Consider the following 25543-nt stretch of genomic DNA (forward strand, 5'->3'; position numbering starts at 1 on the left):
CCGGACTGCGGGCGGAATGTGACTAATTGCCGCAGGAAAGGGCTACAAGGCTGGGGATCAGGACTCGCCGGCGCTGTCGCGGTTCATGAAGTAGCTGATGCGCTTGCGCGGACTCAAGTAATCGTAGACGTCCTTGGGCAGCTGGTTCACACGCAGGCACTTGGTGATGTTCATGTTGGGCAGCTCGCTCAAGTCGAGGATCATCGGCGTCTCGCGCGGCACCTCGGGCATGTGCAGCATGACGAATGGTCGGAGCGGCTTGCTGGGGTTGACCGACAGCACGATGCCGTACTCCCCGGAGGAGAGGTAGACGATGCTGCCCGGCGGGTAGACGCCCAGACACTTGATCAGCAGCTTGAGCATGGCCGAATCGAACTTGTTGCGCTGGGTGGCAAACATGTGCGAGAGCGCTTCGTAGGGCGTCATGCTTTGCGCCGCGTTAAGCGGATTGCACAGGTTGTCGTAGGTGTTGACGATGGCGACCAGTCGCGCCAGCGGATCGATGGCGTCGAGCTTAAGACCGAGCGGATAGCCTGAGCCGTCGGCGCACTCGTGGTGCTGCATGATGACCTTGACGATGCGTGCGTTCATCTCGACTTCGCGCGCGAGGCGAGCACCGATCTCGGTGTGTTGTTCGACCAACGATTGCTCGGCCTTGGTGAGCGGATCGGTCTTCAACAATACGCGATCGGGAATCTCGCTCTTGCCCATGTCGTGGAAAATCGCGGCCATGCCGAGGTGGCGCGCATCTTCCACCGTCATGTCGAGCGATTTCGCCAGCATCAAGGCCAGCACGCTGACGTTGAGGGCATGCACGTAGGATTCGTCGCCCATCGTGTGGCCGTTCATGGCGTGCAGGATGACGTCGCTCTCGGTCATGACCGAGTCCACCATGTCGGAGATAAGGCTCTCTACGTCCTTGATGACTTGTCGCGGCTGAGTCTTGATATTGCGGGTAGCCTGGCGCACGGTGGTCGAAGCCGCCATGAACTTGCGTTCGCACTCGTGGATAGCGTCCTGCAATTGCTCCAACCGCTTGGTATGGAACTCATCCATGACGCCCGGCTGATCTTCCGGCACCTCGACAGGTGTAGGAGCAGCCACGGGGGGAGGTACGGCGGCGGGCGGCGCCTTGGGCAGCGGTTCGCAATCGCTGCGCAAAGGGTCGTAGCGGAAGCGTTTGAGGCCGAGTTGCTTGACTTGGTCCAGCTGTTTTTCGTTCTTGATCTTGAAATTATTGAAGGTAAACGGGTGGTCCATCCAGCCCAAGTCGAGGTGGACGTAGATGCCCACACGCAGTTGCTCGGGGTCCAGGAAATATTGTCGTGATTCCATAACTTACTGTTGTTTCAACTTGTCGTTTTCTAGTAGTGCTGTGAATGCAGTTGCCGATACGGGCGGACTGTATAAATAACCTTGGCCTTCGTCGCAGCCGATGGAGAGCAGGAACTCCGCTTGCTCCTGTGTTTCGACGCCTTCTGCGATGACCGATAGCCCCAGGCTGTTGCCCAGCCCTCGAATCACGCGGGCAATGGCGGCATCGTCGGTGTCGTGCGGCAGGTCGTGCACGAAGGATTGGTCGATCTTGAGTTTGTGCAAGGGCAGCCGCTTTAAGTGCGAAAGCGACGAATAGCCGGTGCCGAAATCGTCGATGGCAAGCCGCAGGCCCAGGGCCTTGATGTGGTCGAGCATGCCGATGACGTGTTCGGTGTTGCGCATGATGGTGCTCTCGGTAATTTCGAGCTCCAGCAGGCTGGGATCGCAATCGGTCTCGATCAGTACGCCGTAGACGGTATCCACGAAATTGCTGCGCTGGATCTGCACGCCCGAGACGTTGACCGAAATCCATTCCAGCGCATAGCCGGCGGCGGCCCAGCGCTTGGCCTGGGTGGCCGCTTCGCGCAATACCCATTCGCCGATCTGGATGATGAGGTCGGATTCCTCCGCCAGCGGAATGAACTTGGCGGGTGAAACCAAGCCCAGTTCCGGGTGATGCCAGCGGATGAGCGCTTCGGCACCGATGATGCGACCTGTGGAGAGCGATACCTGGGGCTGGTAGTACAGTTCGAACTGTTCGCGTTCCAGCGCGCGCCTTAGGGTTGATTCGAGCGTAAAGCGCTCGACGGCGTTTTCGCTCAGTTCGGCCGTGTAGAACAAATAACCGTTCTTGCCTTGGTTCTTGACCTGGTACATGGCGATGTCCGCCGCCTTGAGCAGGTCGTCGACTTCGCGACCGTGGTTGGGGTAGACGCTGATGCCGATGCTCGCACCGATGAAGAATTCCTTGCCTTCAATGATGAACTCCTGGTGCAGCGAGGCGATGATTTTCTGCGCGATGAGGCGGGCGTCTTCAATGTCGCGCAAATCGTCCACCATGACTACGAATTCGTCGCCGCCGAGGCGCGCCACGGCGTCGCTCTCTCGCATGGCGCTACGGAGCCGCGACGCGACTTCGACAAGCAACTTGTCTCCCATCTGGTGACCGAGCGAGTCGTTGATGGTCTTGAAGCGGTCGAGGTCGATGAACAGCACGCCGATCATCGACTGCTCGCGCTCGGCGCGCTTGATCGCATGGCCCATCAACTCGTTCAGCAAGCGACGATTCGGCAGGCCGGTGAGCGGGTCGTGGTTGACCAGTTCCTGCAGCCGATTTTCGACCTGGCGAACTTCGGAGACATCGGAAAATACGGCGACATAATTAATGGCATTGCCGTCTGCATCCGCCACTTCGGTAATGGTCAGCCAGCCGGGGAAGGCGCTGCCGTCCTTACGCCGGTTCCATACTTCGCCGCGCCAGCGACCTTCCTGAATGACCACGTGCCAAATAGCGTGATAGAACTCCTTGCCGTGTTCGTCGGAGCGCAGGCGGTAGATGGGATGGCCGAGGATGTCATCTTCGGTATAGCCGGTGATCTCGGTAAAACCTTTGTTGATGGCCGTAATGACGGCTTTGTCGTCGGTGATGACGACGCCCTCGGCGATGCTGTCGAAGGCGATCATGGCCTGGGTGAGGCGCTTGTTGGCGGATTCTCGTTGAATGGCGACGCCGAGTGAGCGTCCGGCTGCCATGAGCGCACTCAGCTCGTGTGGCGACATTTCGCGCGGCACCGTGCAGCTTTCGAGCGCGATGAAGCCCCACCACTCGTCGCCGCTGAATACGGGGATCAACGTGAGCATGCAGCTGCCGTGCTGACGCAGCAACTGCTGTTCCGTTTCCGGAAACTCGGTTAGCTCGCCGAAAATCGCCTGGCCGTGGCTCAGCGTCTCGGCCCAGCGCCGGCAGCCGTCGTCGTCATAACGAATATCGCCGTAGGGCGGTTGCAAGAGTTCTTCTGGCGCCTGGGTTTGCCAGACATGTTGCAGCGCGGCCCTGACGGACTCATGACGGTACAGGTAAACGCGTTCTACATCTGTGGCTTTGCCGATCATGTTGAGGACTTCCGGCATCACCTTGTGCCAGGGCTCCATCGAATGCAGCAGCCAATCGCTCGAGATCATCCCGTCAAGGATGACGCTGCGATTTTCGAGGTGGGCCTCCGCCTGCTTGCGATCGGTAATGTCGAGTTGGGTCAGTACGATATAGCTCTGGCGACCCTGGCTGAAACGGCTCGCTATCAGCAGGAACCAGCGACGCGTGACAGGGCATTCGAATTCGTGGCGGAAGGTATCGCGCCGGCCGCTCAGCAAAAGCTCAGTGCCTGAACGTAGTGCGGCTGCGTCGCCCTCATGCAAGCGGCTGGCGGCGAGGCAGTCGTTCAAATAGTGGCGGCCTGTGCCGCAAATCTCGTCGCCCTCCAGCAGCGTGCTGAGCTGCTTCCACCGTTGATTAGCGGCAATAATCACGCCGCGATGGTCGAGCACGCATACGTCTGCCGGCATGGCGTCGAGCACCGCACGCGAGAAGAATTCGCTCTCCTGGCGCGTGGCGTCGGCGCGAATACGGGCCATTTCGCCTGAAATCCGCGCCGCCAGGATACGCAGCAGGTTGAGTGCGTAATCGGGCAGTTGCAATTCGCCGTGCGACAGCATGACCAGCATGCCCAGCAACTGGCCGTGCTTGTCGCGAAGCGGCACGCCGGCATAGCCTTCGATATTCAGTGCGCGTAGCGAAGGATAGAGGGGGTGGGCTTCCGCTACCTTGGCCGGGACGTAATGGAACCCTTGGCGGATAGCCCGTTCGCAGGGCGAATTCACAAGTTCGTACTGAGTGCCGACTTGAAGCTGACGGCGGCTGTCGCCGCGAATAGCGCGGATGATGTTGTGCTGTTGATCGGTCTCGCCGATGAAGCAGATATCGGCCTTGAGCCATTTTTGCAGCCAATCGAGGGCATTGGCATAGAGCGCTTCGCCGGTGCAGTCGCTTACTTGCGCGACGAGATCTTGCAGCATCGCGGCCTCGTTCGATTCAGAACCGGGGCTGTTCAACCTGGAGGTGAAGGATTTAGGCAGCAACACAGGCTTAATCCGGAAGCCCTGAATAAACGCCGCCGCCCAACTTGGCAGGTTTGCCGATCGGCATGGTCGGTGTAGGATTAACCTTACCTATGATGTGGGCAGAATTCCTCATTTACTCAACGTTACCATTTTGAAGACGGAAGCAAAAGCGTTGTATCAGAATTTTTATATTAACCAAGCGGCACGTGCTTGAAAAACCAGCTTAATCCCTTATTTAACGGCTAATACCATTGAGAGGGGTTCCTCATGCGATTCGACAAACTGACGACCAAATTCCAGCAAGCCCTGGCCGATGCGCAAAGCATTGCCGTGGGCAACGACAATTCGTTCATCGAGCCCCAGCACCTGTTGCTGGCGCTGCTCAACCAGGAAGACGGCGGCACCGCTTCGCTGCTCCAACGTGCGGGCGCCAACCTGGCGCCGCTCAAGAACAACCTGCAGCATGCGATCAGCCGTTTGCCCAAGGTCGAAGGCCAGGGCGGCGAAGTGAATATTTCGCGCGATCTCAACAACCTGCTCAACGTGACGGACAAAGAAGCGCAAAAGCGCAACGATACCTATATTGCGAGCGAAATGTTCCTGCTGGCGCTGACCGAGGACAAGGGCGAGACCGGGCGTTTGCTCAAGGAAAGCGGCTTGCATCGCAAGACGCTGGAGCAGGCGATCCAGGCGGTGCGCGGTGGTGAGCAGGTGCAAAGCCCGGAAGCCGAGGGCAATCGCGAGGCGCTCAAGAAATACACGCTGGACCTGACCGAGCGTGCACGCCAAGGCAAGCTCGACCCGGTGATCGGCCGTGACGACGAAATCCGCCGGGCGATCCAGGTCCTGCAGCGTCGTACCAAGAACAACCCGGTGCTGATCGGCGAGCCCGGCGTGGGCAAGACCGCCATCGTCGAAGGCCTGGCGCAGCGCATCGTCAACGGTGAGGTGCCGGATACGCTACGCAACAAGCGCGTTCTGTCGCTGGACATGGCAGGGTTGTTGGCGGGCGCCAAGTACCGCGGCGAATTCGAGGAGCGCCTCAAGGCTGTACTCAAGGAACTTGCCCAGGACGAAGGCATGAACATCGTCTTCATCGACGAGATTCATACCATGGTCGGCGCAGGCAAGGCCGAGGGTGCGATGGATGCCGGCAATATGCTGAAACCGGCACTGGCTCGCGGCGAATTGCATTGCATCGGCGCGACCACGCTGGACGAATACCGCAAATATATCGAGAAGGATGCCGCGCTGGAGCGACGCTTCCAGAAAGTGCTGGTGGACGAGCCTAGCGTGGAATCGACCATCGCCATCCTGCGCGGCCTGCAAGAGCGCTATGAACTGCACCACGGTGTGGATATTACCGACCCGGCCATCGTGGCTGCGGCCGAACTGAGCCATCGCTACATTACCGACCGCTTCCTGCCGGACAAGGCCATCGATCTCATCGACGAGGCCGCTTCACGCGTCAAGATGGAGATCGATTCCAAGCCGGAAGTCATGGACAAGCTGGATCGCCGGCTGATTCAGCTCAAGATCGAACGCGAAGCCGTGCGCAAGGAAAAGGACGAGGCCTCGCAGAAACGTTTTGCCCTGATCGAGGAAGAAATTGCCAAGCTGGAGAAGGAGTACGCCGATCTGGATGAAATCTGGCGCGCGGAAAAAGCCCAGGTGCAAGGCTCGACACATATCAAGGAGGAAATCGACAACATTCGCCAGCAGATGGAAGAGGCTAAGCGCAAGGGCGATTGGCAGCAGATGTCCGAGCTGCAATACGGCAAGCTGCCGCAGCTGGAAGCGCAGCTTAAGCAGGCCGCCAGCGCCGAGCAATCGACGGAAAAACCCAAGCTGCTGCGCACTCAAGTCGGTGCCGAGGAAATCGCCGAGGTGGTGAGCCGGGCGACTGGTATCCCGGTGTCCAAGATGATGCAGGGCGAGCGCGACAAGCTGTTGCAGATGGAAGATAAATTGCACGAGCGCGTGGTGGGTCAGGACGAAGCCGTTCGTCTGGTCTCTGACGCCATTCGCCGTTCGCGTTCGGGCTTGTCCGACCCTAATCGGCCTTACGGATCGTTCCTCTTCCTGGGGCCGACCGGCGTGGGCAAGACTGAGCTGTGCAAGGCGTTGGCGAATTTCCTGTTCGATTCGGAGGAGCATTTGATCCGCATCGACATGAGCGAGTTCATGGAGAAGCATTCGGTCGCCCGATTGATCGGCGCGCCTCCGGGTTACGTAGGCTACGAGGAGGGCGGTTACCTGACCGAGGCCGTGCGTCGCAAGCCGTATTCCGTGATCCTGCTGGACGAGGTGGAAAAAGCGCATCCCGACGTGTTCAACGTGTTGCTGCAAGTGCTGGACGACGGCCGCATGACGGACGGGCAGGGGCGGACGGTGGATTTCAAGAATACGGTCATCATCATGACTTCCAACCTGGGCAGCCAGATGATCCAGCAAATGGCGGGCGACGATTACCAGGTGATCAAGCTGGCAGTGATGGGCGAAGTGAAGAGCTATTTCCGCCCTGAGTTCGTCAACCGCATCGACGAGGTGGTGGTCTTCCACTCGCTGGGCGACGCACATATCAAGTCGATCGCCTCTATCCAGCTGCAAGGTTTGGCGAAGCGGTTGCAATCGATGGAAATGCACTTGCAGGTCACCGACAATGCGTTGGCGGAAATCGCTAACGCGGGCTTCGATCCGGTCTATGGCGCCCGTCCGTTGAAGCGGGCGATCCAGTCCGAGATCGAGAATCCGCTGGCCAAGGAAATCCTGTCCGGCAGTTTTGCTGCCAAGGACACCGTCAAGGTGGATTTTAAGGGCGGACGCATGGTGTTCAGCAAGGGCTAAGCGCATGTTCCAGGCCGGCGATTGCCGGCCTTTTTGTTGTTACGGCGCGGCAACTCGGGCGGCAATGGTAGGTCCAATTGTTTAGGATTCGAAGGAAGGAAAAGGATATGCGCTGGTCTGTGATGGCGATGGTGGTGCTGACTGCGCTGGCCGGTTGCGCCAGCAACCCGCAGCACGATCAACCCAAGGTCGTGCGCATGTCGCCGGAAGAACTGGATCGTCTGATGCCGAAGCCGGTGCCTAATCTTTCGCTGGACGAGATCGTGGCGCTTTCCAAGGCAGGCGAGAAGCCTGAGGCGATTATTGCGAAAATCAGAGATTCCCACTCGCGCTACGCGCTGACGCCGCAGCAGATCGTCGATCTTAATAAGCAAGGCGTATCTATCCCAGTGCTGGACTTCATGTTCAACGACCAGCAGCAGGCGATTCGAGATAGCCTGGCTGACGAATTCACTCAGCGTGAGCGCAAGCATCAGCAAGAGGTCGACGCTTTGCGGCAGGAGCTGCTGATGCGGCCGTATCCGTATTTCTATGATCCATTCTGGGGGCCGTACCCGTATTTTTACTATCCTTACCCCAGGCACCACTGGCATCGCTGAGTTTTGCCATCACAAGCCGAGTTTAAGTGGCGTGATATTCTTGTTTTCCCCATTGATGCTGAAAGGCAGCCGTGCATCACGAATTCTGGCATGAGCGTTGGGCGCTCAAACAAATCGGTTTTCACCAGGAAGATATCAATCCATATCTCATGCGGTTCTGGCCGGCTTTAGGCGTTACCGGCGGTCGGGTGTTCGTGCCGCTCTGCGGCAAAAGCCGGGACATGATATGGCTGCGAGAACAGGGGTTCGATGTGGTGGGGGTAGAGCTTAGCGAGGTCGCGGTGCGCGAGTTCTTCGAGGAAAACGGGTTGGTGCCGGTTGAGACGGAGGTGTTGAATTTCCGTCGTTTCGAAGCGGGCGGCTACGTGTTGTGGTGCGGAGATTTGTTCAGCTTGAACCACGCGCTACTGGGCGAAATCTCGGCGGTGTACGACCGCGCCTCCCTCGTCGCGCTACCGCCGGACATGAGAGGCCAATATGCAGCGAAGCTGACCGACCTGCTCGTCCCCAGAACGCCAACCCTGCTCATTGCCTTTGAGTATCCGCAGCATCAAATGGACGGCCCGCCGTTTAGCGTGACGACGGATGAAGTCCATGCCCTCTATGGCGAACATTCGGATATTGAGCTGCTTCATGAGGAAAACATTCTTTCTCGCGAGTCGAGATTTCAGGCGAAGGGATTGGAACGTTTGGTCGAGAAGGTGTACCGCTTGACCAGAAAAAATTAAGCGATGCAAAACTGCGGGCAAAAAAACGGCGGGAGTGGAGGCTCCCGCCGAAATGAACAAGCAATCAAAAGGAGATGAAGCGAGTTCAGTATACAAAAAATAAATAACAGGATCAAGATATCTTAATTAAAAGAGCCTCATGATTTTCATGAGTTTTTTGTAGGGGTGTCGCTTTATCGCACTCTGTTTTTTATATTTGATCGCTCAATGAAAGACTTATGAAGCAAGCGACTCATACCTTGGTTCACAAGACCCACGGACGGGGCATCTATGACTTGACCGGGCAAGTACAAGCGTGGGTTCAATCAATCGGCATGAAAACCGGGCTGCTTACGCTGTTTATCCAGCACACCTCAGCCAGTCTGCTCATTAACGAAAACTACGATCCTGATGTCGTTGATGATCTCGAGCGATTTTTTGCGCGGCTGGTACCGGATGGCGACCGTTTGTTCGTTCATACCGCAGAAGGGCCGGATGACATGCCGGCCCATGTGAGAACGGCATTGACCCAGACGAACCTATCTATTCCGCTGGTCGATGGCAGGCTGGCGCTGGGGACGTGGCAAGGAATTTTCCTGTTCGAACACCGTCACGCAGCCGCGATGCGAAAGGTCGTGCTGCATTTAATGGGCGAGTGAAAGACAGTAGGCACCGCCTCTTGCCTTATGGACAATGCTAAACGTGGTAGGTGATCGCCTAAACGGGGTCAGAAAATTCCCACCTCATTTTCATCCAATCCCCAATATGCATGAGGGCTTGCGGTCGTTAATATGCCTCCACAAGTCAAGAACAAAAAACAGAACAACAAGAAATGATGCACCGCTGGCCAGTGCTTTAAATGAGTAGTTTCCCTCTCGTTTAGCACTGGCAATCTGTTTCCCCTCCTGTAATTCCCCGCGTACTCAGGCTGAACCAGGTTTTAATATCGATTCACTCCGTAACTTGATTTGTGATCGAGTCGATGCGTCGATAATATGGTGTCAAGACGCCATTTCATCGAGTGACCCATGCACACGACTTTTCCCGCTTTTGAGATTTCCCGTTTACCCCGCATCATTTTTGGTGAAGGTACCGCCACACGGATACCGGAGCTCGTGCAGCAGTACGGCAAGCGTGTATTACTGGTCACCGGCGCGCGGTCATTTTTGCAATCCAGCCAGTGGGCGGCATTGCAGGCTGAGTTGCAGAATGGGAAATGTGAAATCTCGATATTGCAGGTCGAGCAGGAGCCTTCGCCTCAAATGGTCGATGCTGCGGCAAAAACCTATCGATCTGCGGGCATCGATGTCGTGCTTGGGATTGGCGGTGGTAGCGTCCTCGATACCGCGAAAGCCGTTGCCGGTCTGCTGCGGGTGGAAAATTCCGTCATGGATTACCTCGAAGGCGTGGGGCCGGAATTACCGTATCCGGGCAATGCGGTGCCGTTCATCGCCGTCCCGACGACCGCTGGTACAGGCTCCGAGGCGACCAAGAATGCCGTGCTGTCGGTGCAAGGGCCGGAGGGGTTCAAGAAATCGTTCCGGCACGAGAATCTGGTGCCGCACTATGCCGTGCTTGATCCGCAACTGCTGGTCTCGTGCCCCAGGAGCCAGATTGCAGCCAATGGCATGGATGCGTTGACGCAGTTAATGGAATCCTATGTGTCGCTCAAGGCGAATCCGTTCACGGATGCGCTGGCACTCTCGGGGATCGAGGCGGTACGCGATGGCCTGTTCGCATGGATCGATAACAAGCCGAACGCTGCGGAAGGGCGAGCAAAAATGGCTTATGCCGCGCTCGTGTCCGGGATTACCCTGGCTCAAGTAGGGCTGGGGTCAGTGCACGGGCTGGCAGCACCCCTTGGAGCCTATTTTCCGATTCCGCATGGTGTGGCCTGCGGCACCTTGCTGGCGGTGTGCACGCAAACGAATATTGATGCCTTGCAACAGCGATCGTCGAAGAGCGTAGCTTTAGACAAGTACGCCGAGGTCGGTCGTTTGCTGGCAAATCAGCCACAGATGAACGATGAGGAAGCGCGGCAGGATTTGATACAGCGATTGGAGCGATGGACGGCCGCCCTTGAACTGCCACGCTTATCCGCTTATGGGATGCGCGGCGATGATATCCCCAAGGTCGTGGCAAATTGCCGCGGCAACAGCATGAAAACCAATCCGGTCGAGGTAACCAATGAAGAAGTCGCCACCATGCTGGCGACTAGACTCTAAGCCGACCTATCTTGGAGCGCAGAGGGCGATCTAGCGCAACGCGCACCAACTAAGTGGATCAAAAGGTCGGCTCTGGTAGCGCATTTCGAAATACAAGCCAGATTGTGGAATGCCGCCGCTATTGCCGACGGCCGCAATAGCATCGCCCGCGGTGACTTCTTCCCCCGCTTTCTTTAGCAGCGTCTGGTTGTTCCCGTACAAGCTCATATACCCATCGCCGTGATCGACGATGATCAGGTTGCCGAAACCACGCAGCCAATCGGCGAATACTACGCGCCCATTGGCGATGCTTCGCACCTCGGAACCTTCTTGCGCCTTGATGAACAACCCTTTCCACGAAATGCCAGTTTCTTCGCGCGGACTGCCGAAGCGATTGGCGATATCGCCTTTGACCGGTAGGCGAAGTTTGCCTCGCGTTGCAGCAAAGGCCCCGTTGCCCGCATAGGGGGTAGGCAGCTCTTCGTTCCGTTGCTGGGCAGTTTGAGGTTCAGTTGGCTCCGGCTTGGAGGGCGTTTTGGTGGCTGGTTTCTTGGGCGGTTTGGCAGCCAAGCGAGTTAAACGCTCGATCAACTGAGTCAGCCGTTTCTCGTCGCGCTGGAGCTTGGTAATTTCCCCTCGCTGCGATTTGATCTGGGCCGAAAGATGTTGGAGCAGCTGACGCCGTTCGGCTTGCTGTTTTTGAAGTTCCTGGCGTTCTTTTTCCTGCTCGCTTTTCAACTCGGCAATTTTTTGCAGCGAGCTTTGGGTCTGGGCGTCCAGCTGGGCGACATGCGTGAGATTGTGGCGCAGATCGCCGATCAGGTTGGCACGCGCCCTGGAGACGTAGCCCAGGTAAACTACGTCGCGCGCCATCTGGTTGGGGTCGCGCTGTTGCAGCAGGGCGCGCAGGTAACTCTGATCACCATTCAGATACTGGCGGTAGAACAACTCGCCCAGTAGTTTTTGCTGGGAAGCTATGGTGGATTCCAGCCCGGACTTTTCCTTGCGGATGTCGTTCAGCGTCGCCGCATTGCCCTTTTCCTGCTGCGCCAGATCCATCAGTTTGCGATTGCTTTCGCTGATGGCCTGTTCACTCTTCTTCAGCGCATCGCTGGCGTCGGCATGGGCGCCTTCGGTACGGTCGAGTTCTTGCTTCAGGTCCTGGATGCGGCTCTGGATATCTTGCAGGGATTCCTTGGATGCCTGGGTGCTGGGCTGGGCAGCCTCAGCCACCCAAGCTGGAAACAGGAGCACCGCCAGCAGTGGCGGGATGAAACGCGCAGGCCGCACTATTGCGCATTCACCGCCGTCGGTGCCGCCTTAAGATCGACCAAGGCATGCCCCGTCATTTCCTTGGGTTGCGGCAGCCCCATAAGCGACAACATGGTCGGCGCGATATCGGAAAGCGCGCCGGTTTTGGCAAGATGCGCCGGACGGCCGACGTAAAGGAAAGGCACGAGATTGGTAGTGTGCTGCGTATGCGGCTGATGGTTGGCATGATCGTGCATAGCTTCCGCATTGCCGTGGTCTGCAGTGATGAGGGTTTCGCCGCCGATGCTTTGCATGGCCTCGACTGCACGTCCTACGCAGGTATCCACCGCTTCGATGGCGAGGATGGCCGCGGGGAGTATGCCGGTATGCCCCACCATGTCTGCATTGGCGTAGTTGCAAATGATGACGTCGTACTTGCGGCTTAGGATGGCCTCGACCAGTTTGTCGGTAACTTCAAAAGCACTCATCTCGGGCTTGAGATCGTAAGTGGCCACTTTTGGCGAGGGCACCAGAATACGGTCCTCCCCGTCGTAGACGCGCTCTTCGCCGCCGTTGAAGAAGAAGGTGACGTGCGGGTATTTTTCGGTTTCGGCGATGCGCAGCTGCTTGAGGCCGAGTCGGGACACATATTCGCCGAAGCTGTTCTCGATGGATTGCGGCGGGAACACGACTTGGGCATTGGTTTCCGACTTATCGTAGAGTGTCAGCGTGTAATAGCCGCCCAGCACCGGCAGGCGCTTGCGCTGGAAACCATCGAATCCGGTATCGAGGAAAGCCTTGGTCAATTCACGGGCGCGGTCGGAACGGAAATTCATGTAGACGATGACGTCCCCATCCTCGACCCGGACCGGCGTGCCGACGGTCGTTGCCTGGACGAATTCGTCGGATTCGCCGCGGGCATAAGCGGCATCCAGCGCCTCGTGGGCAGAAACATAACTGAATGCACCTTCCCCCAAGGCGACCAGGTCATAGGCAGCTTCCACGCGCTCCCAGCGCTTGTCGCGGTCCATCGCGTAAAACCGGCCAACGATGGAAGCGGTGCGGCCCACGCCGGATTTTTCATAGGCAGCTTCAAGGTTTTGCAGATACTGCGCGGCGCTCTTGGGCGGCGTATCTCGGCCGTCCAGGAAAGCGTGCACGTAGAGTTGTTCCAGTCCTGCACGTGCTGCCATCTCCACCATCGCATGAATGTGGCTCTCATGGCTGTGTACGCCACCGTCGGATACCAGCCCGAATATATGCAAGGCCTTGCCGTTGTCCTTGGCGGTCGTTACGGCCTCGGTCAAGCAAGGGTTGGAAAAAAACTCTCCGGTTTCGATGGCGTTGTTGATGCGCTCGAAATCCTGGTAGATCACGCGTCCGGCGCCGATGTTGAGATGGCCTACCTCGGAGTTGCCCATTTGCCCGGCCGGTAAGCCGACCGAATGCTCGGAAGCGTTGATGAGCGTATGCGGATAGTTGTTCCACAGCGCATCCCAGTTGGGCGTGCTTGCAGCGGCGATGGCATTGTCGGCAGCTTCGTCGCTGTAGCCGAAGCCGTCCAGGATAAGAAGCAGAATCGGGGTGACTCGGGAGGTCGTCATGGAATGGGGTTCTCTTGCTGAGGCATCACAAATTTCAAGCCATTCTATTATATTTCAAGGCTCTTCAATTATACTCAGCGTTTAGTCGTCCTTCTGTGACCCTTCCCACGGCCTCTCGGTCGGTTGGGAAACCAACCCGATATTCGGTACTCAAATGCAAACCATGGACCAGTCCGCGCTCATTCAGCACGATAAAGATATCGAACAGGCCGCATTCGCCCTCAAGGCGATGTCCCATCCGTTACGCCTCAAGATCATGTGTATCCTCGGCTCCAGCGAGTTGAGCGTGCAGGAGATCGTCGAGCAGGTGGGCACGACCCAGAGCAACATTTCCCAACATCTCGCCATCCTGCGGGAGAAGGAAGTGCTGCGCACCCGCAAGGATGCAAATCGCGTGTTCTACCGCATTGCCGATCCGCGCACTCTGCAATTGATGGAGTTGCTGCGCGAGGTGTTCTGTAGCGACAGGAAGTAATCCGCGCAATAGTTTCATATGCGGCGGGCAGGCTGGCCTTCCCGCCGCTTTCAATTCAGGCAGGAACTCTCCATGATGCAATTTATCAAGAACAATATCTGGCTTATCGGCCTCGCCCTGGGTTCGGGCGCCATGCTGGTGTGGCCGATGATACGCCGCCAGCTGTTCGGTATCGGCGAAGTGTCGCCTAGCGAGGCCGTCATGCTGGCCAACCGTGAGCACGCAATGATTCTGGACGTGCGTGAAGACGCCGAGTTCGCCAACGGTCATATTCCAGAAGCCCGGCATATTCCGCTCGGGCAATTGCTATCCCGGGCAGGCGAGCTGAATGCTTGGAAAGACAAGCCCATTGTGGTGAATTGTCAGTCCGGCATGCGCTCTGCGACGGCTTGCGCACTGTTGCGTAAGCAAGGCTTCACCAAAATCTTCAACCTGGGCGGTGGATTTGCCGCCTGGCAGGCGGCAAAACTGCCCACGACCAGGGATTAAGCATCAAAGGATAAGCAAGGACTGGATCATGCCGGATATCGTGATGTATGCAACTGCCTCTTGCCCGTATTGCGTTAACGCGGAGCGCCTGTTGAAAAGCAAGGGCGTTGCCGAGATCAACAAGGTCCGTGTGGACCTAGAGCCCCAGCGTCGAGTGGAGATGATGGAACGTACCGGCCGCCGTACCGTACCCCAAATCTATATCGGCGAGCGCCACGTCGGCGGGTTCGACGATTTGTACGCGCTGGATAAGGCCGGGGAGTTGGACGCCTTGCTAGGACTGTAGGGGGTTCAACAAGCTGCTTTGGAATGGGGGTAATGCCGCACCGTTCCCTTGAATTCAAAAACCGGTAGGAACCGGCTAGAATAGCCCCTTCATCGAATTTTCAATACTTTAACCCTGCCGCAAGGCACTTCTAGGAAACCATCATGGCTGAGGAACAACAGCAGGACGCACAACAACAGGACGCACAACCGGTTTTCGGCATCGAGAAAATCTATGTGAAGGATTTATCGCTCGAAGCACCGAATGCCCCGCAAATCTTCCTGCAAAAAGAACAGCCTGAAGTCAGCATCGAACTGCAAAACAAGGCCGCCCAGATCGACCAGGGCGTATTCGAAGTGGTCGTCACTATCACCGTCACTTCCAAGGTGCAGGACAAGACCGCATTCCTGGTTGAAGTGGCGCAAGCCGGTATTTTCGTCATCCGCAACGTGCCGGACGAAAACATCTCCGCGATCCTCGCCGTGACTTGCCCGAACATCCTGTTCCCGTATGCTCGCGAGGCCGTGTCCGACCTGGTAACGCGTGCCGGTTTCCCGCCGGTGCTGCTCAACCCGATCAATTTCGAAGCCCTCTACGCACAGCAACTGCAACAGCAATCTGCTGAGAATGCAACGACCCACTAACGCTTTCCGGCGTTTGCTATTGGCGTTAAGCCTGCTGCCGGCCTTCTTGCCGGCAGCGGCCCATGCGCTGGATTACCGCTCGGTTTCCGTGCCGCGCGCCGTCCTCTACGACGCACCTTCCGCCAAGGGCAAGAAGCTTTTCGTCGTCAGCCAGTTCTATCCTGTCGAGGTTATCGTCGAACTCGGCGAGTGGATCAAGGTGCGCGACAAGACGGGCGGGCTGGCCTGGATCGAGAGCAAGGATCTCGCAGCCAAGCGAACCGTCGTCGCCGTTGATCATGCAGATGTACACGAAACCGCCGATGCCGCGTCTTCCGTGGTATTCAAGGTGGACAAGGACGTGGCGCTGGAACTGGTCGAGGCGCCAGCTAACGGCTGGGTCAAGGTGAAGCACCGCGACGGGCTGACAGGCTATCTACCGGCTAATCAGGTTTGGGGAATATGAAGATCACCGTTCTGGGTGCCGGTTCGTTCGGCACCTCTTTGGCAATTCATGCCGCGCATCAACATCCTGTGACCCTGTGGGCGCGCAATCCGGAACACGTGGAAGAAATGCGTCGCACGCGCACCAATGCCCACTATCTGGACGGCGCCGTTTTCCCGGAAAAGCTCCAACTGGAAAGCAACCTGCACACGGCGTTGAAGCAAGCCGATTTGATTCTTTCCGTCGTGCCGACTTCGGGCCTCCGCAACATGCTGCGCGAAATTCGGGCATCAGGCAGCAAGGCGCCGGTGGCTTGGGCTTGCAAGGGCCTGGAGGCTTCCAGTGCAAAGTTGCTGTATGAAGTGGCCGCCGAAGAGCTTCCTCCTGATCATGCCTGGGGTCCGCTGTCCGGTCCTAGCTTTGCCAAGGAACTGGCAGCAGGCCTGCCAACCGCCATCACCCTGGCTTCATCGAATGCCGAATTCGCCAGTAATGCAGCCGCTGCTCTGCACGGCAACCATTTGCGCGTCTACAGCAGCACCGACGTCATCGGTGTCTCGGTCGGCGGTGCGTTGAAAAACGTGATCGCCATCGCGGCGGGGATTTGCGACGGCATGGGCTTCGGCAATAACGCGCGTGCTGCGTTGATCACCCGCGGCTTGGCAGAGATCACCCGCTTCGGCCTGGCGCTGGGGGCACGAGCAGAAACCTTGATGGGCTTGGCGGGGGCCGGGGATTTAATACTGACCTGTACCGGCGATTTATCCCGCAACCGCCAGGTGGGCCTGCGTCTCGCCAAGGGCGAAACGCTGGAGCAGATTCTCGGTGGATTGGGGCACGTGGCCGAAGGCGTCTACACGGCCCGTGAAGTCTGTAATCGAGCCCAGAATATGGGCATCGAGATGCCGATCACCTACCAGGTGCATCAAGTGCTCTCCACGGGACTGTCGCCGCGCGATGCCGTGGAAAACCTGCTCAACCGCGAGCAAAAAGCCGAAGTCTATTGATTCTCTTTGCGGCTGCCGGAAGTCCCGGCGGCTGCAATGTCTACCGGTTACCGCCGAACCCGTTCTGCCGCCACGCCTCGTAGACCAGCACCGCTGCGCTGTTCGATAGATTGAGGCTGCGGCTTTCCGGCAGCATGGGCAAGCGCAAGCGTCGTTCCGGCGCAAACTGTGCTCGAATTTCCTCAGGTAGTCCCCGCGTTTCCGGCCCGAATACAAACACGTCGTCGGGCTGGAATTGGATATCGGTATAAGGCATCGAAGCCTTGGTCGTGAGCGCGAACATGCGCTTTCCAGCAAAAGTCTCAAGGCAATCTTCCCACGTCTCATGGACCTTCAGCGTGGCGTATTCGTGATAATCCAGTCCTGCGCGTTTCAGTTGCTTGTCGTCTAGGTCGAAGCCGAGTGGCTTGACCAGATGCAGGGCCGTTCCCGTGTTGGCGCAAAGCCGGATGATATTGCCAGTGTTGGGCGGAATCTCGGGTTGGTAGAGGACGATGTTGAACATGGAAAGCTTGTTTTTCAGGGAGGGTTACTCAACAATGGCCGCGTCTTGGATGATCGCTTGATCATCAGCGACGGAGCACGGCATTCTAGCGTGAACCCTTTAGCTTGAATCGGGTTTCGCGGAAATTGCAGTAGTGAAGATCTCGTCTGTCTTGCAAAATCGCTCGGCAAGCGCGATGCTAGAGGCGTTTCCATGCTGCGCAAAATCCACGCACAACACTCATAACGAGAAATTATGACAGCGATGAAATATCCCCTGTTCGAATGCCTTGGCGACGACTATCCCTTCGCCCTGGAAGCGCAATACGAGCGTATCCTCAGGAAGATCGACGAGCTTTGGGATACGAAAGAAATCGATGCCTATTTCACCGATCTCATTATTGATAACCGCGGCGGCCGCAAAGGGTTTCCGGCCGACGTCCTGAACGATATCCTGCGCCTGCGCGATTTTCGCGAATCCGAGCGCTTGCGTCAGGCCGAAACTTCGCAGGAAGCCGTCGAAGTACTCAAAACCCGAGGTGTTACCTTCAACGAGGCAGAGTTCCTCAAGGCTATCCAGCGCGGCGAGCAGGAAGTCGTCGATCTTTTCGTGCGAGGCGGGATGAGTGTGCACGTCGAGGACGAGCAAGGCACGCCTGTTATTATCGTGGCGTTGAAAAAAGGCTTTACCGTGGTCGCCAGGATTCTGTTGGCGGCCGGTGCAGACCCCAACGCCCGCGACAAGATGGGTTTTACGCCGTTGTTGCTGGCTTGCGGCAAACCGACCTACGGCTATAAGGCCATTGCCGAGCGGCTGATTCACAAGGGGGCGGACATCAACGTCCGTGATCGCCTGGGCTGGACGCCGCTGCTGTTGTCGCTTTCCGGCGGTACCGTGGGCATCGCCGAAATCCTCATCGAGCGCGGCGCTGATATTTCCGCCCGGACTCGAGCCGGAGAAAGCGCACTGGCACTGGCTAAAAAAGCCGGGCATGAGCATATCGTCCAATTGCTCGAGGAAAAAGGCGCCCGGCCGTAACCTCAATCGCGCAGCGTTCTCGCCGCCACCAGGCACTCCACGCGCATTGCACCCGCTTTTTTCAGCATCCGCGCCAATTCGTTCAGGCTGGCGCCGCTGGTCATAACGTCATCCACAATGGCCACGTGCTTGCCGGAGAATCCTTCCCGGCAAGCAAAGGCATTGCGCATATTGCGAGTGCGTTCGGCGCGCGGCAATCCGGCTTGGGGTTCGGTTTCGCGGACTCGTTCCACCGCTTCATGCAGCAGCGGGATGCTGTAGCGCCGGGAAAGGGCCCGTGCGATTTCCATGGCTTGATTAAAGCCGCGTGTCTTCAGTCGATTAACATGCAACGGCATGGGGATGAGGTAATCCGGGCGGGTGCCGGATAGCTCGATGTGGAGTGCAGCCCACTCGGCGATGGCGAGGCGGCTCTGATATTTGAGCGCGCGCAACAAAGCGTCGGCGGGAAAGGCGTAAGCGAATGCCGCATGGGTAGCATCGAAGTGCTGCGGATGTTTAAGGCATTCCCCGCAAGTTTCCCCGAGCGGTGTGGGCAGGGCGCAAACCGGGCAATGCGCATGAGGATGCCTTGGCAAATCCTCCTCGCAACCGACACAAATCCAACGCGAACCGCAGGCCATACCGCATAACAGACATCGCTGCGGCAGCATGTTTTGAGTTATTTTTGTGCAGATGTCAATTAATTGCCGGCGCATGAGTTGACAGACTATAATGCCTTCTTTTTTCGCCAGAGCATCCATTATGCCAGTGAAAACCATCACCGCCGACCAGCAACGGCGCGACGCTCAGCTCTTCAATATCTTTGCCTGCGCTTCCATTATCCTGATGCCCCTGGTGGTGCCGACCTTGCTGTGGGTGGCTGCTTCCATCTTCGTGCATGCCTCGATTGCGCATCATCCCAACATGCGGGTTCGCGAGTTCCTCTATCCGGGTGGATACCGTTTTTACGGGTTGGTCGGCGCGTTGGTGGTGGTATTGAATTTCAGCGGCATCATGACCAAGTGGGTGCCCGGAGGCATCCATCTGGGCCCGTTGCATCTGCCCATGTTCTGGGTGCTGGTGTGGGTGGTTGCGCTGATCGTAGTGGTGCCCTTGGGCTTGCGCGACATCAAGCGCGCTCGCCAGGAGCCCTGGAAAGACATGACTGTGGAGACCGAACATGAATAACGTCGCGGATTTGGCCGTGGCTGCAACCGGCGAGCGCAAGAAGTGGCGCGTCGCTGAAATCGCCGAACTGTTCGAACTGCCGTTCGCCGATCTCATCCATCGTGCGCAAACCGTGCATCGTCAGCATTTCGATCCCAATGCCGTGCAGGTGAGCACGCTGCTGTCGATCAAGACCGGCGGCTGTTCCGAAGATTGCGGCTACTGCCCGCAATCGGCGCGTTACCACACCGGCGTGGAGAACGAATCGCTGATGGAAGTGGATGCTGTGGTCGCCGCCGCGCGCGCCGCCAAGGAAAAAGGCGCCAGCCGCTTCTGCATGGGTGCCGCCTGGCGCGGTCCCAAGCAAAAAGACCTCGAGCCCGTGCTCAAGATGATCGCCGAAGTGAAGGCGCTGGGGCTGGAAACCTGTGCCACGCTGGGCATGTTGAAGGAAGGCCAGGCCGAGCAGTTGAAGGATGCGGGCCTCGACTACTACAACCATAACCTGGATACCGCGCCGGAATTCTACGGCGAGGTGATTTCCACCCGTACCTACGAAGACCGTCTGGACACGCTGGAGCAAGTACGCGACGCCGGCATGAACGTCTGCTGCGGCGGCATCATTGGCATGGGCGAGTCGCGTACTCAGCGTGCCGGCCTGCTGGCCCAGCTTGCCAATATGGATACGCCGCCTGAATCCGTGCCCATCAACCTGCTTACGCAGGTCGAAGGTACGCCGCTGTGCGGCACCGAGCCGCTGGACGAGATCGAGTTCGTGCGGACCATTGCCGCAGCCCGCATCACCATGCCGACGTCCTACGTGCGTTTGTCGGCGGGCCGTAGCCAGATGACGGATGCCATGCAAGCCTTGTGTTTCATCGCCGGCGCCAATTCGATTTTCTACGGCGAAAAACTGCTGACTACTGGCAATCCCGACACCGAGGCCGACCAGAAGCTGTTCGACAAGCTCGGCATTCATCCCGCTTAAATCCGATACGCTGGCGGCCTGCAAAGGCCGTCAGCCCTTGATTCCTCCCGTGACATCCTTCCTGCTGAGCCAACTGACCGATGCCCTGACCGAGCGCGAAGCGGCCGGCCTGTTGCGTCGTCGTCGCGTGCTGGAATCGCCGCAGGGGGCACGTATCCTGGTGGACGGCCGTGAAGTGGTCTCGTATTGCAGCAACGATTACCTCGGCCTCGCCAATCATCCGGCCTTGATCGAGGCCGCCAAATCTGCCGCCGACAAAGCGGGTATCGGCAGTGGGGCTTCGCATCTCATTACCGGGCATCATGCCTTGCACGACTCGCTTGAAAAGGCACTCGCCAACTTTGTCGGCTTGCCGCAGGCCTTGCTGTTCACTACCGGCTACATGGCGAATCTTGGCGCCGTGACGTCGTTGGTCGGCCGCGGCGACGAAGTGTTCGCCGATCGTCTCAACCATGCCTCGCTCAACGATGCGGTCCTGCTGTCGCGGGCCGAGATGACGCGGTTTCCGCATAACGATGTCGCAGTTTTGGAAAAACTGCTGGCGGCCTCGAAAGCCAAAAACAAACTGGTAATCGCTGATGCAGTATTCAGCATGGATGGCGATATCGCCCCGGTGCAAGCCCTGCTGGAATTGTGCGAGCGCTACGACTCTTGGCTGATGCTGGACGACGCCCACGGCTTCGGCGTGCTGGGCGACAAAGGGCAGGGCATTCTTTCCCATGCCGGTATTGCCAGCCCCCGTATTGTCTACATGGCGACGCTGGGCAAGGCGGCCGGAGTTTCCGGGGCGTTCGTGGCGGCGCAGCCGGAGGTGATCAAGACCCTCATCCAGAATGCCCGTACCTACGTCTACACCACAGCCTCCCCGCCGATGCTGGCCGGCGCACTGTTGGCGAGCCTGGAGGTGATCGAGGCCGAAGCGTGGCGGCGTACGCATTTGCAAACCCTGGTGCAAACGCTCAAGCGCAGCCTCGTCCTGCAACGCTGGCAGCTCGCCCCTTCCGATACGGCCATCCAGCCCCTCATCATCGGCGACAACCACGAGGCGCTGCGCGTCAGCGAGCGCTTGTTGGAACGCGGCCTGCTGGTGCCCGCCATCCGCCCACCCACCGTGCCCAAGGGCACGGCTCGTCTGCGTATTTCTCTTTCTGCCGCCCATACGGTCGAAGACGTGCAGCAGCTGGCCGCGGAAATTTCGGCGTTGGAGCGGGAGTCGGTAGGCGCATGAGCCGGCTCCATGTAGAAACTGTCGGGCAAGGTCCCGACCTCGTCCTGCTTCATGGCTGGGGCATGCACGGTGGCGTGTGGTCGCCGGTGGTACCGGAGCTAACTCAAGCTTTTCGCCTGCACATCGTCGATTTGCCGGGGTTGGGCTTGAGCGAGCCTTGCGAACCCTACACGCTGGATGCGCTGGTAGACCGTATTGCCGAAGCAGTGCCCGCAAGTGCCATCGTTTGCGGCTGGTCATTGGGCGGTTTGGTGGCGATGCAATGGGCAAAGCGCTTGCCCCAGCAGGTGCGGCAATTGGTATTGGTCGGGGCGACGCCGCGTTTTGTGAGTGGTGAGGATTGGGACAACGGCATCGAGCCCGAAGTCTTTCGCCAATTTGCTGCGCAAGTCGGTGCGGACTATCGCGGTACGCTGTCCCGCTTTCTCGCCTTGCAAGCACATGGCGGAGATGCGGCCAAGGACACGATTCGCCAATTGCGAGAACGCTTTTTCGAACGTCCGGGCGGTAGCCCGGAAACCTTGCAGGCCGGCCTCGACCTGCTGTTACAAAGCGACCTCCGTCAGGAAGTCGCGCAACTTAATACGCCGACACTGGTGCTGCACGGCGATTACGACAAGCTGGCGCCGGTAGCCGCCGCGCAGTGGATGGCCGAACAGGGGCCGCAAGGCGTGCGCGTGGAAATCTGCAAAGGCGCTTCTCATGCGCCTTTCCTGTCGCATCCCAGCTGGTTCGTCGGCCAATTGAAGGACGGGCTCGGTGACTGACGCATACCAGATCGATAAGCGTTACCTGCGCCGTTCGTTCAGCCGCGCGGCGCAGAGTTACGACGCTGCGGCCGTCATGCAGCGCGAAGTGTTCGAGCGCATGTTCTCGCGCCTCGATCTCGTGAAACTGTCGCCCGGAAGGGCTTTGGACGCGGGTTGCGGTACCGGCTGGGGAATCCAGCGCCTCGCTGAACGCTATCCACAATCTCAGCTCCTGGCCCTCGATATCGCGCCGCAAATGCTGGCGATGGCGGCGAGCCGCCGTGGCTGGATGGAGCGATTGCCGTGGAAGCGGCGCCAGGGTTACATCTGCGGCGACATTGAAGCCTTGCCGCTGGCAGCGAATAGTGTCGATCTGGTCTGGTCCAATCTTGCCATCCAATGGTGCAACGATCTCGACCTGACTTTCGGCGAGTTCCATCGCGTGATGCGGCCAGATGGCTTGCTGATGTTCAGCACCTTTGGCCCGGATACCTTGATGGAATTGCGCGCCGCCTCGGCGGGCGATGAAGAGCATCCCCACGTTAGCCGCTTCCTGGACATGCATGATATCGGCGATGCGCTGGTGCGCGCCGGATTTGCCGACCCAGTGATGGACATGGAGCGCATAACGTTGACGTACGATGATGTGAAGGCCCTCATGCGCGATCTCAAGGCCATCGGCGCGCACAATGCGACCGAAGGACGGCGCCGCGGGCTCGAGGGAAAGTCTTTCCTGCGGAAATTGGCCGAGAATTACGAGCGTTTCCGCCTGGACGGCAAGCTGCCGGCGACGTATGAAGTGGTCTACGGACATGCCTGGAAGGCGCAATCGAAGACGAACGATGGGGGACAACCCATCAGAATATTCCCACGCAAATGAAACAGGGTTTTTTCATCACCGGAACGGATACCGGCGTCGGCAAGACTTTCATGTCGTGTGCCTTGCTGCATCATTTTACGCAGCAGGGATACCGCGCTGTCGGCATGAAGCCTGTGTCTGCCGGATGCCGCGAAGTCGACGGCGCTTGGCTATCGGAGGATGTCGAGCAATTGCAGGCTGCGGGGAACGTGGGGGCGCCGCTGCAAACGGTTAATCCTTATGCCTTCGAGCCGCCGTTGGCACCACATATTGCCGCAGCCCAGGTCGGTGTCGAAATTGCGCTTGATCCGATCCTGCAAGGCTTTAAAGCCTTGATGCAGCAAGCCGACATCGTCGTGGTCGAAGGCGTGGGCGGTTTTCGCGTACCGCTCAATGCGACGCAGGATACGGCCGATCTGGCAGTTGCGCTTGGGCTGCCCGTCATCCTGGTGGTCGGCATGCGGTTGGGTTGCTTGAACCATGCCTTGCTGACGGCGGAGGCCATTGCGGCACGAGGGCTGCAACTGGCTGGATGGATCGCCAATCAGGTCGATCCGGACATGCTGGCGTTTGAAGAAAACCTCGAAAGCTTGCAGCAGCGTTTGCCTGCGGAGTGCTTGGGTATTCACTTACATCAAGCGGTCCCGGATTGGCGCGAAGTGAACCTTAAAGTCAGATAATTCCGAAGAAATTAAGCGACTGAGTTATCGGGATTTCTTGACTGGAATAGGCATTCGCTTCGATAATTTGAAAAAATCAACAATCGTATTGAAAAGGGCAAACCTGTCGTAAGGCAGGGACGCAAAATTACCGGTCCGAACTTAGTGGATAGCGGGATTGCCGAGCGGAAAAGACCCCTAGCCTCGGGTCGCCTGTGTTCTTTGCCCTTCAATCGAAACAATTAAACACGAGGAGCGGCAGCGTCATGAACTCATTATTGGAATCCCTTGTACAGAACCTGAATCTGCGAAAACAGTTTCTGGTACTTTCTCTTCTTGTCACTGTCGCACTGGTAGTCAGCTATTTCGTACATGCCATCGAGGTGGTCGCCGCCTTCCTGGTGCTCAACATTGCCACGGCCATGTACCTCGGATTCCGTACGGCACGACGCGCCGAAGCAATCGTCGGTGCCTTGCAAACCATGGCAGCCGGCAATCTTTCCAAGAAATTCGGCTTAAATGGCAAGGATGACTTCGCCTGGATGGGTTACGAATACGACAGCGCCCGCAAGGGAACCGCCAAGCTGATCCAGACCGTGCGAGACACTGCCGGTGAGCTCAATACTGCCGCGACCGAGATGAGCGGCATTTCTTCCCGTACCAAGGAAGCCATCGCCAGCCAGGGCGAGCATACCCACCAGATCGCCGACAGCATCTTGCACCTGGCCGAGCAGATCAAGGAAGTCTCCCAGCATGCCAGCCAGGTTGCTGCTTCGGCACGCGAGGCCAACACCGCAGCCGTCAACGGTAGCGAAGTGGTGGGCGATACGATCCATGCGCTGGAGCATATCTCGAGCGATGTGCAAGGTATTGCCGAATCCATTGGCGGCTTGCAGGAAGAAATCAACAAGATCAGCACGGTGATGCAAGTCATCCGCGATATTTCCGAGCAGACCAACTTGCTGGCGCTGAATGCCGCGATTGAAGCAGCGCGGGCCGGCGAGGCAGGCCGCGGATTTGCCGTGGTGGCTGACGAAGTGCGTAATCTTTCGCAGCGTACCGGCAAGTCCACCGAAGAGATCAACCAGATCATCACCAGTCTGCAAACCAAGGCGCAGCAGGTTTCGCGTACGGTGCGCGAAAAACAGACCGAAGCCGCTACTGCTGCCGGCAACGCCAAATCGGCCGATGCAGCACTGCATGGCATCCTGACATCCGTGGAAACTATCGTCGGTATGTCCGATACCATTGCGACCCTGACAGCGCAGCAGGAAAGCTCCGCAGGTGGTATCACCGAGGCTGTTACTTATATCGAAGGTCTGTCGCAGAAGAACGCGGAAGAGGCCAATGCCTTCTACGGCATGTCCAAGAGCCTGAGCGAGAAGGCAGAGAGCCTCAATACGCTGGTGTCCAAGTTCAGCGTCTAAGCAGGATTACAG

25 protein-coding genes and 1 riboswitch are annotated in these 25543 nt (G+C 58.1%); of the genes, 19 read left to right on the forward strand and 6 right to left on the reverse strand.

Annotated elements, in window-relative coordinates:
• Positions 1-57 precede the first annotated feature (57 nt).
• Both NMK_RS15005 and NMK_RS15010 read right to left on the reverse strand, forming a co-directional pair.
• Entirely contained in the window at positions 58-1335 is a 1278-nt protein-coding gene (locus NMK_RS15005; RefSeq protein ID WP_109016569.1) for a cyclic di-GMP phosphodiesterase, read from the reverse strand.
• 3 nt (positions 1336-1338) lie between these two features.
• Positions 1339-4389, reverse strand: coding sequence for an EAL domain-containing protein (locus NMK_RS15010; RefSeq protein WP_227871521.1), 3051 nt, complete (start codon positions 4387-4389; stop codon positions 1339-1341).
• Between the two features lie 312 nt (positions 4390-4701).
• Between NMK_RS15010 and clpB the strand changes: the two genes are divergently transcribed.
• The 5 genes from clpB to NMK_RS15035 all read left to right on the forward strand — a co-directional run bounded on the left by clpB (position 4702) and on the right by NMK_RS15035 (position 10812).
• Positions 4702-7281 (forward strand): ATP-dependent chaperone ClpB, encoded by a 2580-nt coding sequence (gene clpB / locus NMK_RS15015; RefSeq protein WP_109016570.1) that lies wholly within the window; start codon positions 4702-4704, stop codon positions 7279-7281.
• A gap of 107 nt (positions 7282-7388) precedes the next feature.
• On the forward strand, positions 7389-7880 hold the full coding sequence (locus tag NMK_RS15020; protein ID WP_109016571.1) for a hypothetical protein: 492 nt from the start codon (positions 7389-7391) through the stop codon (positions 7878-7880).
• A 71-nt stretch (positions 7881-7951) separates the two neighbouring features.
• Positions 7952-8608 carry a thiopurine S-methyltransferase gene (locus tag NMK_RS15025; protein WP_109016572.1) on the forward strand — a complete coding sequence of 219 codons (657 nt, stop codon included), beginning with the start codon at positions 7952-7954 and terminating at the stop codon, positions 8606-8608.
• 218 nt (positions 8609-8826) lie between these two features.
• Positions 8827-9246 (forward strand): secondary thiamine-phosphate synthase enzyme YjbQ, encoded by a 420-nt coding sequence (locus NMK_RS15030; RefSeq protein WP_109016573.1) that lies wholly within the window; start codon positions 8827-8829, stop codon positions 9244-9246.
• 369 nt (positions 9247-9615) lie between these two features.
• Entirely contained in the window at positions 9616-10812 is a 1197-nt protein-coding gene (locus tag NMK_RS15035) for an iron-containing alcohol dehydrogenase (protein ID WP_109016574.1), read from the forward strand.
• A 30-nt stretch (positions 10813-10842) separates the two neighbouring features.
• On the opposite strand, the gene NMK_RS15040 is transcribed toward NMK_RS15035, so the two are convergent.
• Both NMK_RS15040 and gpmI read right to left on the reverse strand, forming a co-directional pair.
• Positions 10843-12081 (reverse strand): murein hydrolase activator EnvC family protein, encoded by a 1239-nt coding sequence (locus NMK_RS15040; protein WP_109016575.1) that lies wholly within the window; start codon positions 12079-12081, stop codon positions 10843-10845.
• Complete coding sequence (gpmI, locus tag NMK_RS15045) at positions 12081-13646, reverse strand: 2,3-bisphosphoglycerate-independent phosphoglycerate mutase (protein WP_109016576.1); 1566 nt, start codon at positions 13644-13646, stop codon at positions 12081-12083. Before gpmI ends, NMK_RS15040 begins: the two co-directional genes overlap by 1 nt.
• Before the next feature lie 154 nt (positions 13647-13800).
• Between gpmI and NMK_RS15050 the strand changes: the two genes are divergently transcribed.
• The 6 genes from NMK_RS15050 (at position 13801) to NMK_RS15075 (ending at position 16950) form a co-directional block, all read left to right on the forward strand.
• The gene (locus NMK_RS15050) at positions 13801-14121 is read left to right on the forward strand and encodes an ArsR/SmtB family transcription factor (RefSeq protein WP_109016577.1); all 321 of its coding nucleotides are present in this window, start codon (positions 13801-13803) and stop codon (positions 14119-14121) included.
• Positions 14122-14193: 72 nt separating this feature from the next.
• On the forward strand, positions 14194-14610 hold the full coding sequence (locus NMK_RS15055; RefSeq protein WP_306419348.1) for a rhodanese-like domain-containing protein: 417 nt from the start codon (positions 14194-14196) through the stop codon (positions 14608-14610).
• Positions 14611-14638: 28 nt separating this feature from the next.
• Positions 14639-14896, forward strand: coding sequence for a glutaredoxin 3 (gene grxC / locus NMK_RS15060; protein WP_109016578.1), 258 nt, complete (start codon positions 14639-14641; stop codon positions 14894-14896).
• 143 nt (positions 14897-15039) lie between these two features.
• The gene (gene secB, locus NMK_RS15065) at positions 15040-15519 is read left to right on the forward strand and encodes a protein-export chaperone SecB (RefSeq protein ID WP_109016579.1); all 480 of its coding nucleotides are present in this window, start codon (positions 15040-15042) and stop codon (positions 15517-15519) included.
• Positions 15503-15964 carry an SH3 domain-containing protein gene (locus tag NMK_RS15070; protein WP_109016580.1) on the forward strand — a complete coding sequence of 154 codons (462 nt, stop codon included), beginning with the start codon at positions 15503-15505 and terminating at the stop codon, positions 15962-15964. Before secB ends, NMK_RS15070 begins: the two co-directional genes overlap by 17 nt.
• Positions 15961-16950: an NAD(P)H-dependent glycerol-3-phosphate dehydrogenase gene (locus tag NMK_RS15075; protein WP_109016581.1), complete on the forward strand. Its 990-nt coding sequence runs from the start codon at positions 15961-15963 to the stop codon at positions 16948-16950. Before NMK_RS15070 ends, NMK_RS15075 begins: the two co-directional genes overlap by 4 nt.
• 40 nt (positions 16951-16990) lie before the next feature.
• On the opposite strand, the gene trmL is transcribed toward NMK_RS15075, so the two are convergent.
• Positions 16991-17455: a tRNA (uridine(34)/cytosine(34)/5-carboxymethylaminomethyluridine(34)-2'-O)-methyltransferase TrmL gene (gene trmL, locus NMK_RS15080; RefSeq protein WP_109016582.1), complete on the reverse strand. Its 465-nt coding sequence runs from the start codon at positions 17453-17455 to the stop codon at positions 16991-16993.
• A 234-nt stretch (positions 17456-17689) separates the two neighbouring features.
• Here trmL and NMK_RS15085 point away from each other — a divergent pair, with 234 nt between their 5' ends.
• Positions 17690-18472, forward strand: a complete 783-nt coding sequence (locus NMK_RS15085) for an ankyrin repeat domain-containing protein (RefSeq protein WP_227871522.1) — start codon at positions 17690-17692, stop codon at positions 18470-18472.
• Between the two features lie 2 nt (positions 18473-18474).
• Here the strand turns inward: NMK_RS15085 and NMK_RS15090 are convergent, their stop codons facing one another.
• Positions 18475-19233, reverse strand: coding sequence for a ComF family protein (locus tag NMK_RS15090; RefSeq protein ID WP_370848913.1), 759 nt, complete (start codon positions 19231-19233; stop codon positions 18475-18477).
• Between NMK_RS15090 and NMK_RS15095 the strand changes: the two genes are divergently transcribed.
• The 7 genes from NMK_RS15095 (at position 19217) to NMK_RS18570 (ending at position 25531) form a co-directional block, all read left to right on the forward strand.
• Positions 19217-19642, forward strand: a complete 426-nt coding sequence (locus NMK_RS15095; RefSeq protein ID WP_109016584.1) for a hypothetical protein — start codon at positions 19217-19219, stop codon at positions 19640-19642. The two genes, NMK_RS15090 and NMK_RS15095, sit on opposite strands and share 17 nt — an antisense overlap.
• A complete protein-coding gene (gene bioB, locus NMK_RS15100; RefSeq protein WP_109016585.1) occupies positions 19635-20609 on the forward strand; it encodes a biotin synthase BioB in 975 nt (324 codons plus the stop codon). The genes NMK_RS15095 and bioB overlap by 8 nt, the downstream gene beginning before the upstream one ends.
• Positions 20610-20658: 49 nt before the next feature.
• Positions 20659-21837, forward strand: coding sequence for an 8-amino-7-oxononanoate synthase (bioF, locus tag NMK_RS15105; RefSeq protein ID WP_227871523.1), 1179 nt, complete (start codon positions 20659-20661; stop codon positions 21835-21837).
• Complete coding sequence (gene bioH, locus NMK_RS15110; protein ID WP_109016586.1) at positions 21834-22604, forward strand: pimeloyl-ACP methyl ester esterase BioH; 771 nt, start codon at positions 21834-21836, stop codon at positions 22602-22604. Before bioF ends, bioH begins: the two co-directional genes overlap by 4 nt.
• On the forward strand, positions 22597-23466 hold the full coding sequence (gene bioC / locus NMK_RS15115) for a malonyl-ACP O-methyltransferase BioC (RefSeq protein WP_109016587.1): 870 nt from the start codon (positions 22597-22599) through the stop codon (positions 23464-23466). Before bioH ends, bioC begins: the two co-directional genes overlap by 8 nt.
• Entirely contained in the window at positions 23463-24125 is a 663-nt protein-coding gene (gene bioD / locus NMK_RS15120; protein ID WP_109016588.1) for a dethiobiotin synthase, read from the forward strand. The genes bioC and bioD overlap by 4 nt, the downstream gene beginning before the upstream one ends.
• 86 nt (positions 24126-24211) lie before the next feature.
• A riboswitch (cyclic di-GMP riboswitch) is annotated at positions 24212-24290 on the forward strand.
• Between the two features lie 80 nt (positions 24291-24370).
• Positions 24371-25531: a methyl-accepting chemotaxis protein gene (locus NMK_RS18570; RefSeq protein ID WP_109016589.1), complete on the forward strand. Its 1161-nt coding sequence runs from the start codon at positions 24371-24373 to the stop codon at positions 25529-25531.
• Positions 25532-25543 lie beyond the last annotated feature (12 nt).

The sequence above is a fragment of the Novimethylophilus kurashikiensis genome, assembly GCF_003112435.1.
Taxonomy (GTDB): domain Bacteria; phylum Pseudomonadota; class Gammaproteobacteria; order Burkholderiales; family Methylophilaceae; genus Novimethylophilus; species Novimethylophilus kurashikiensis.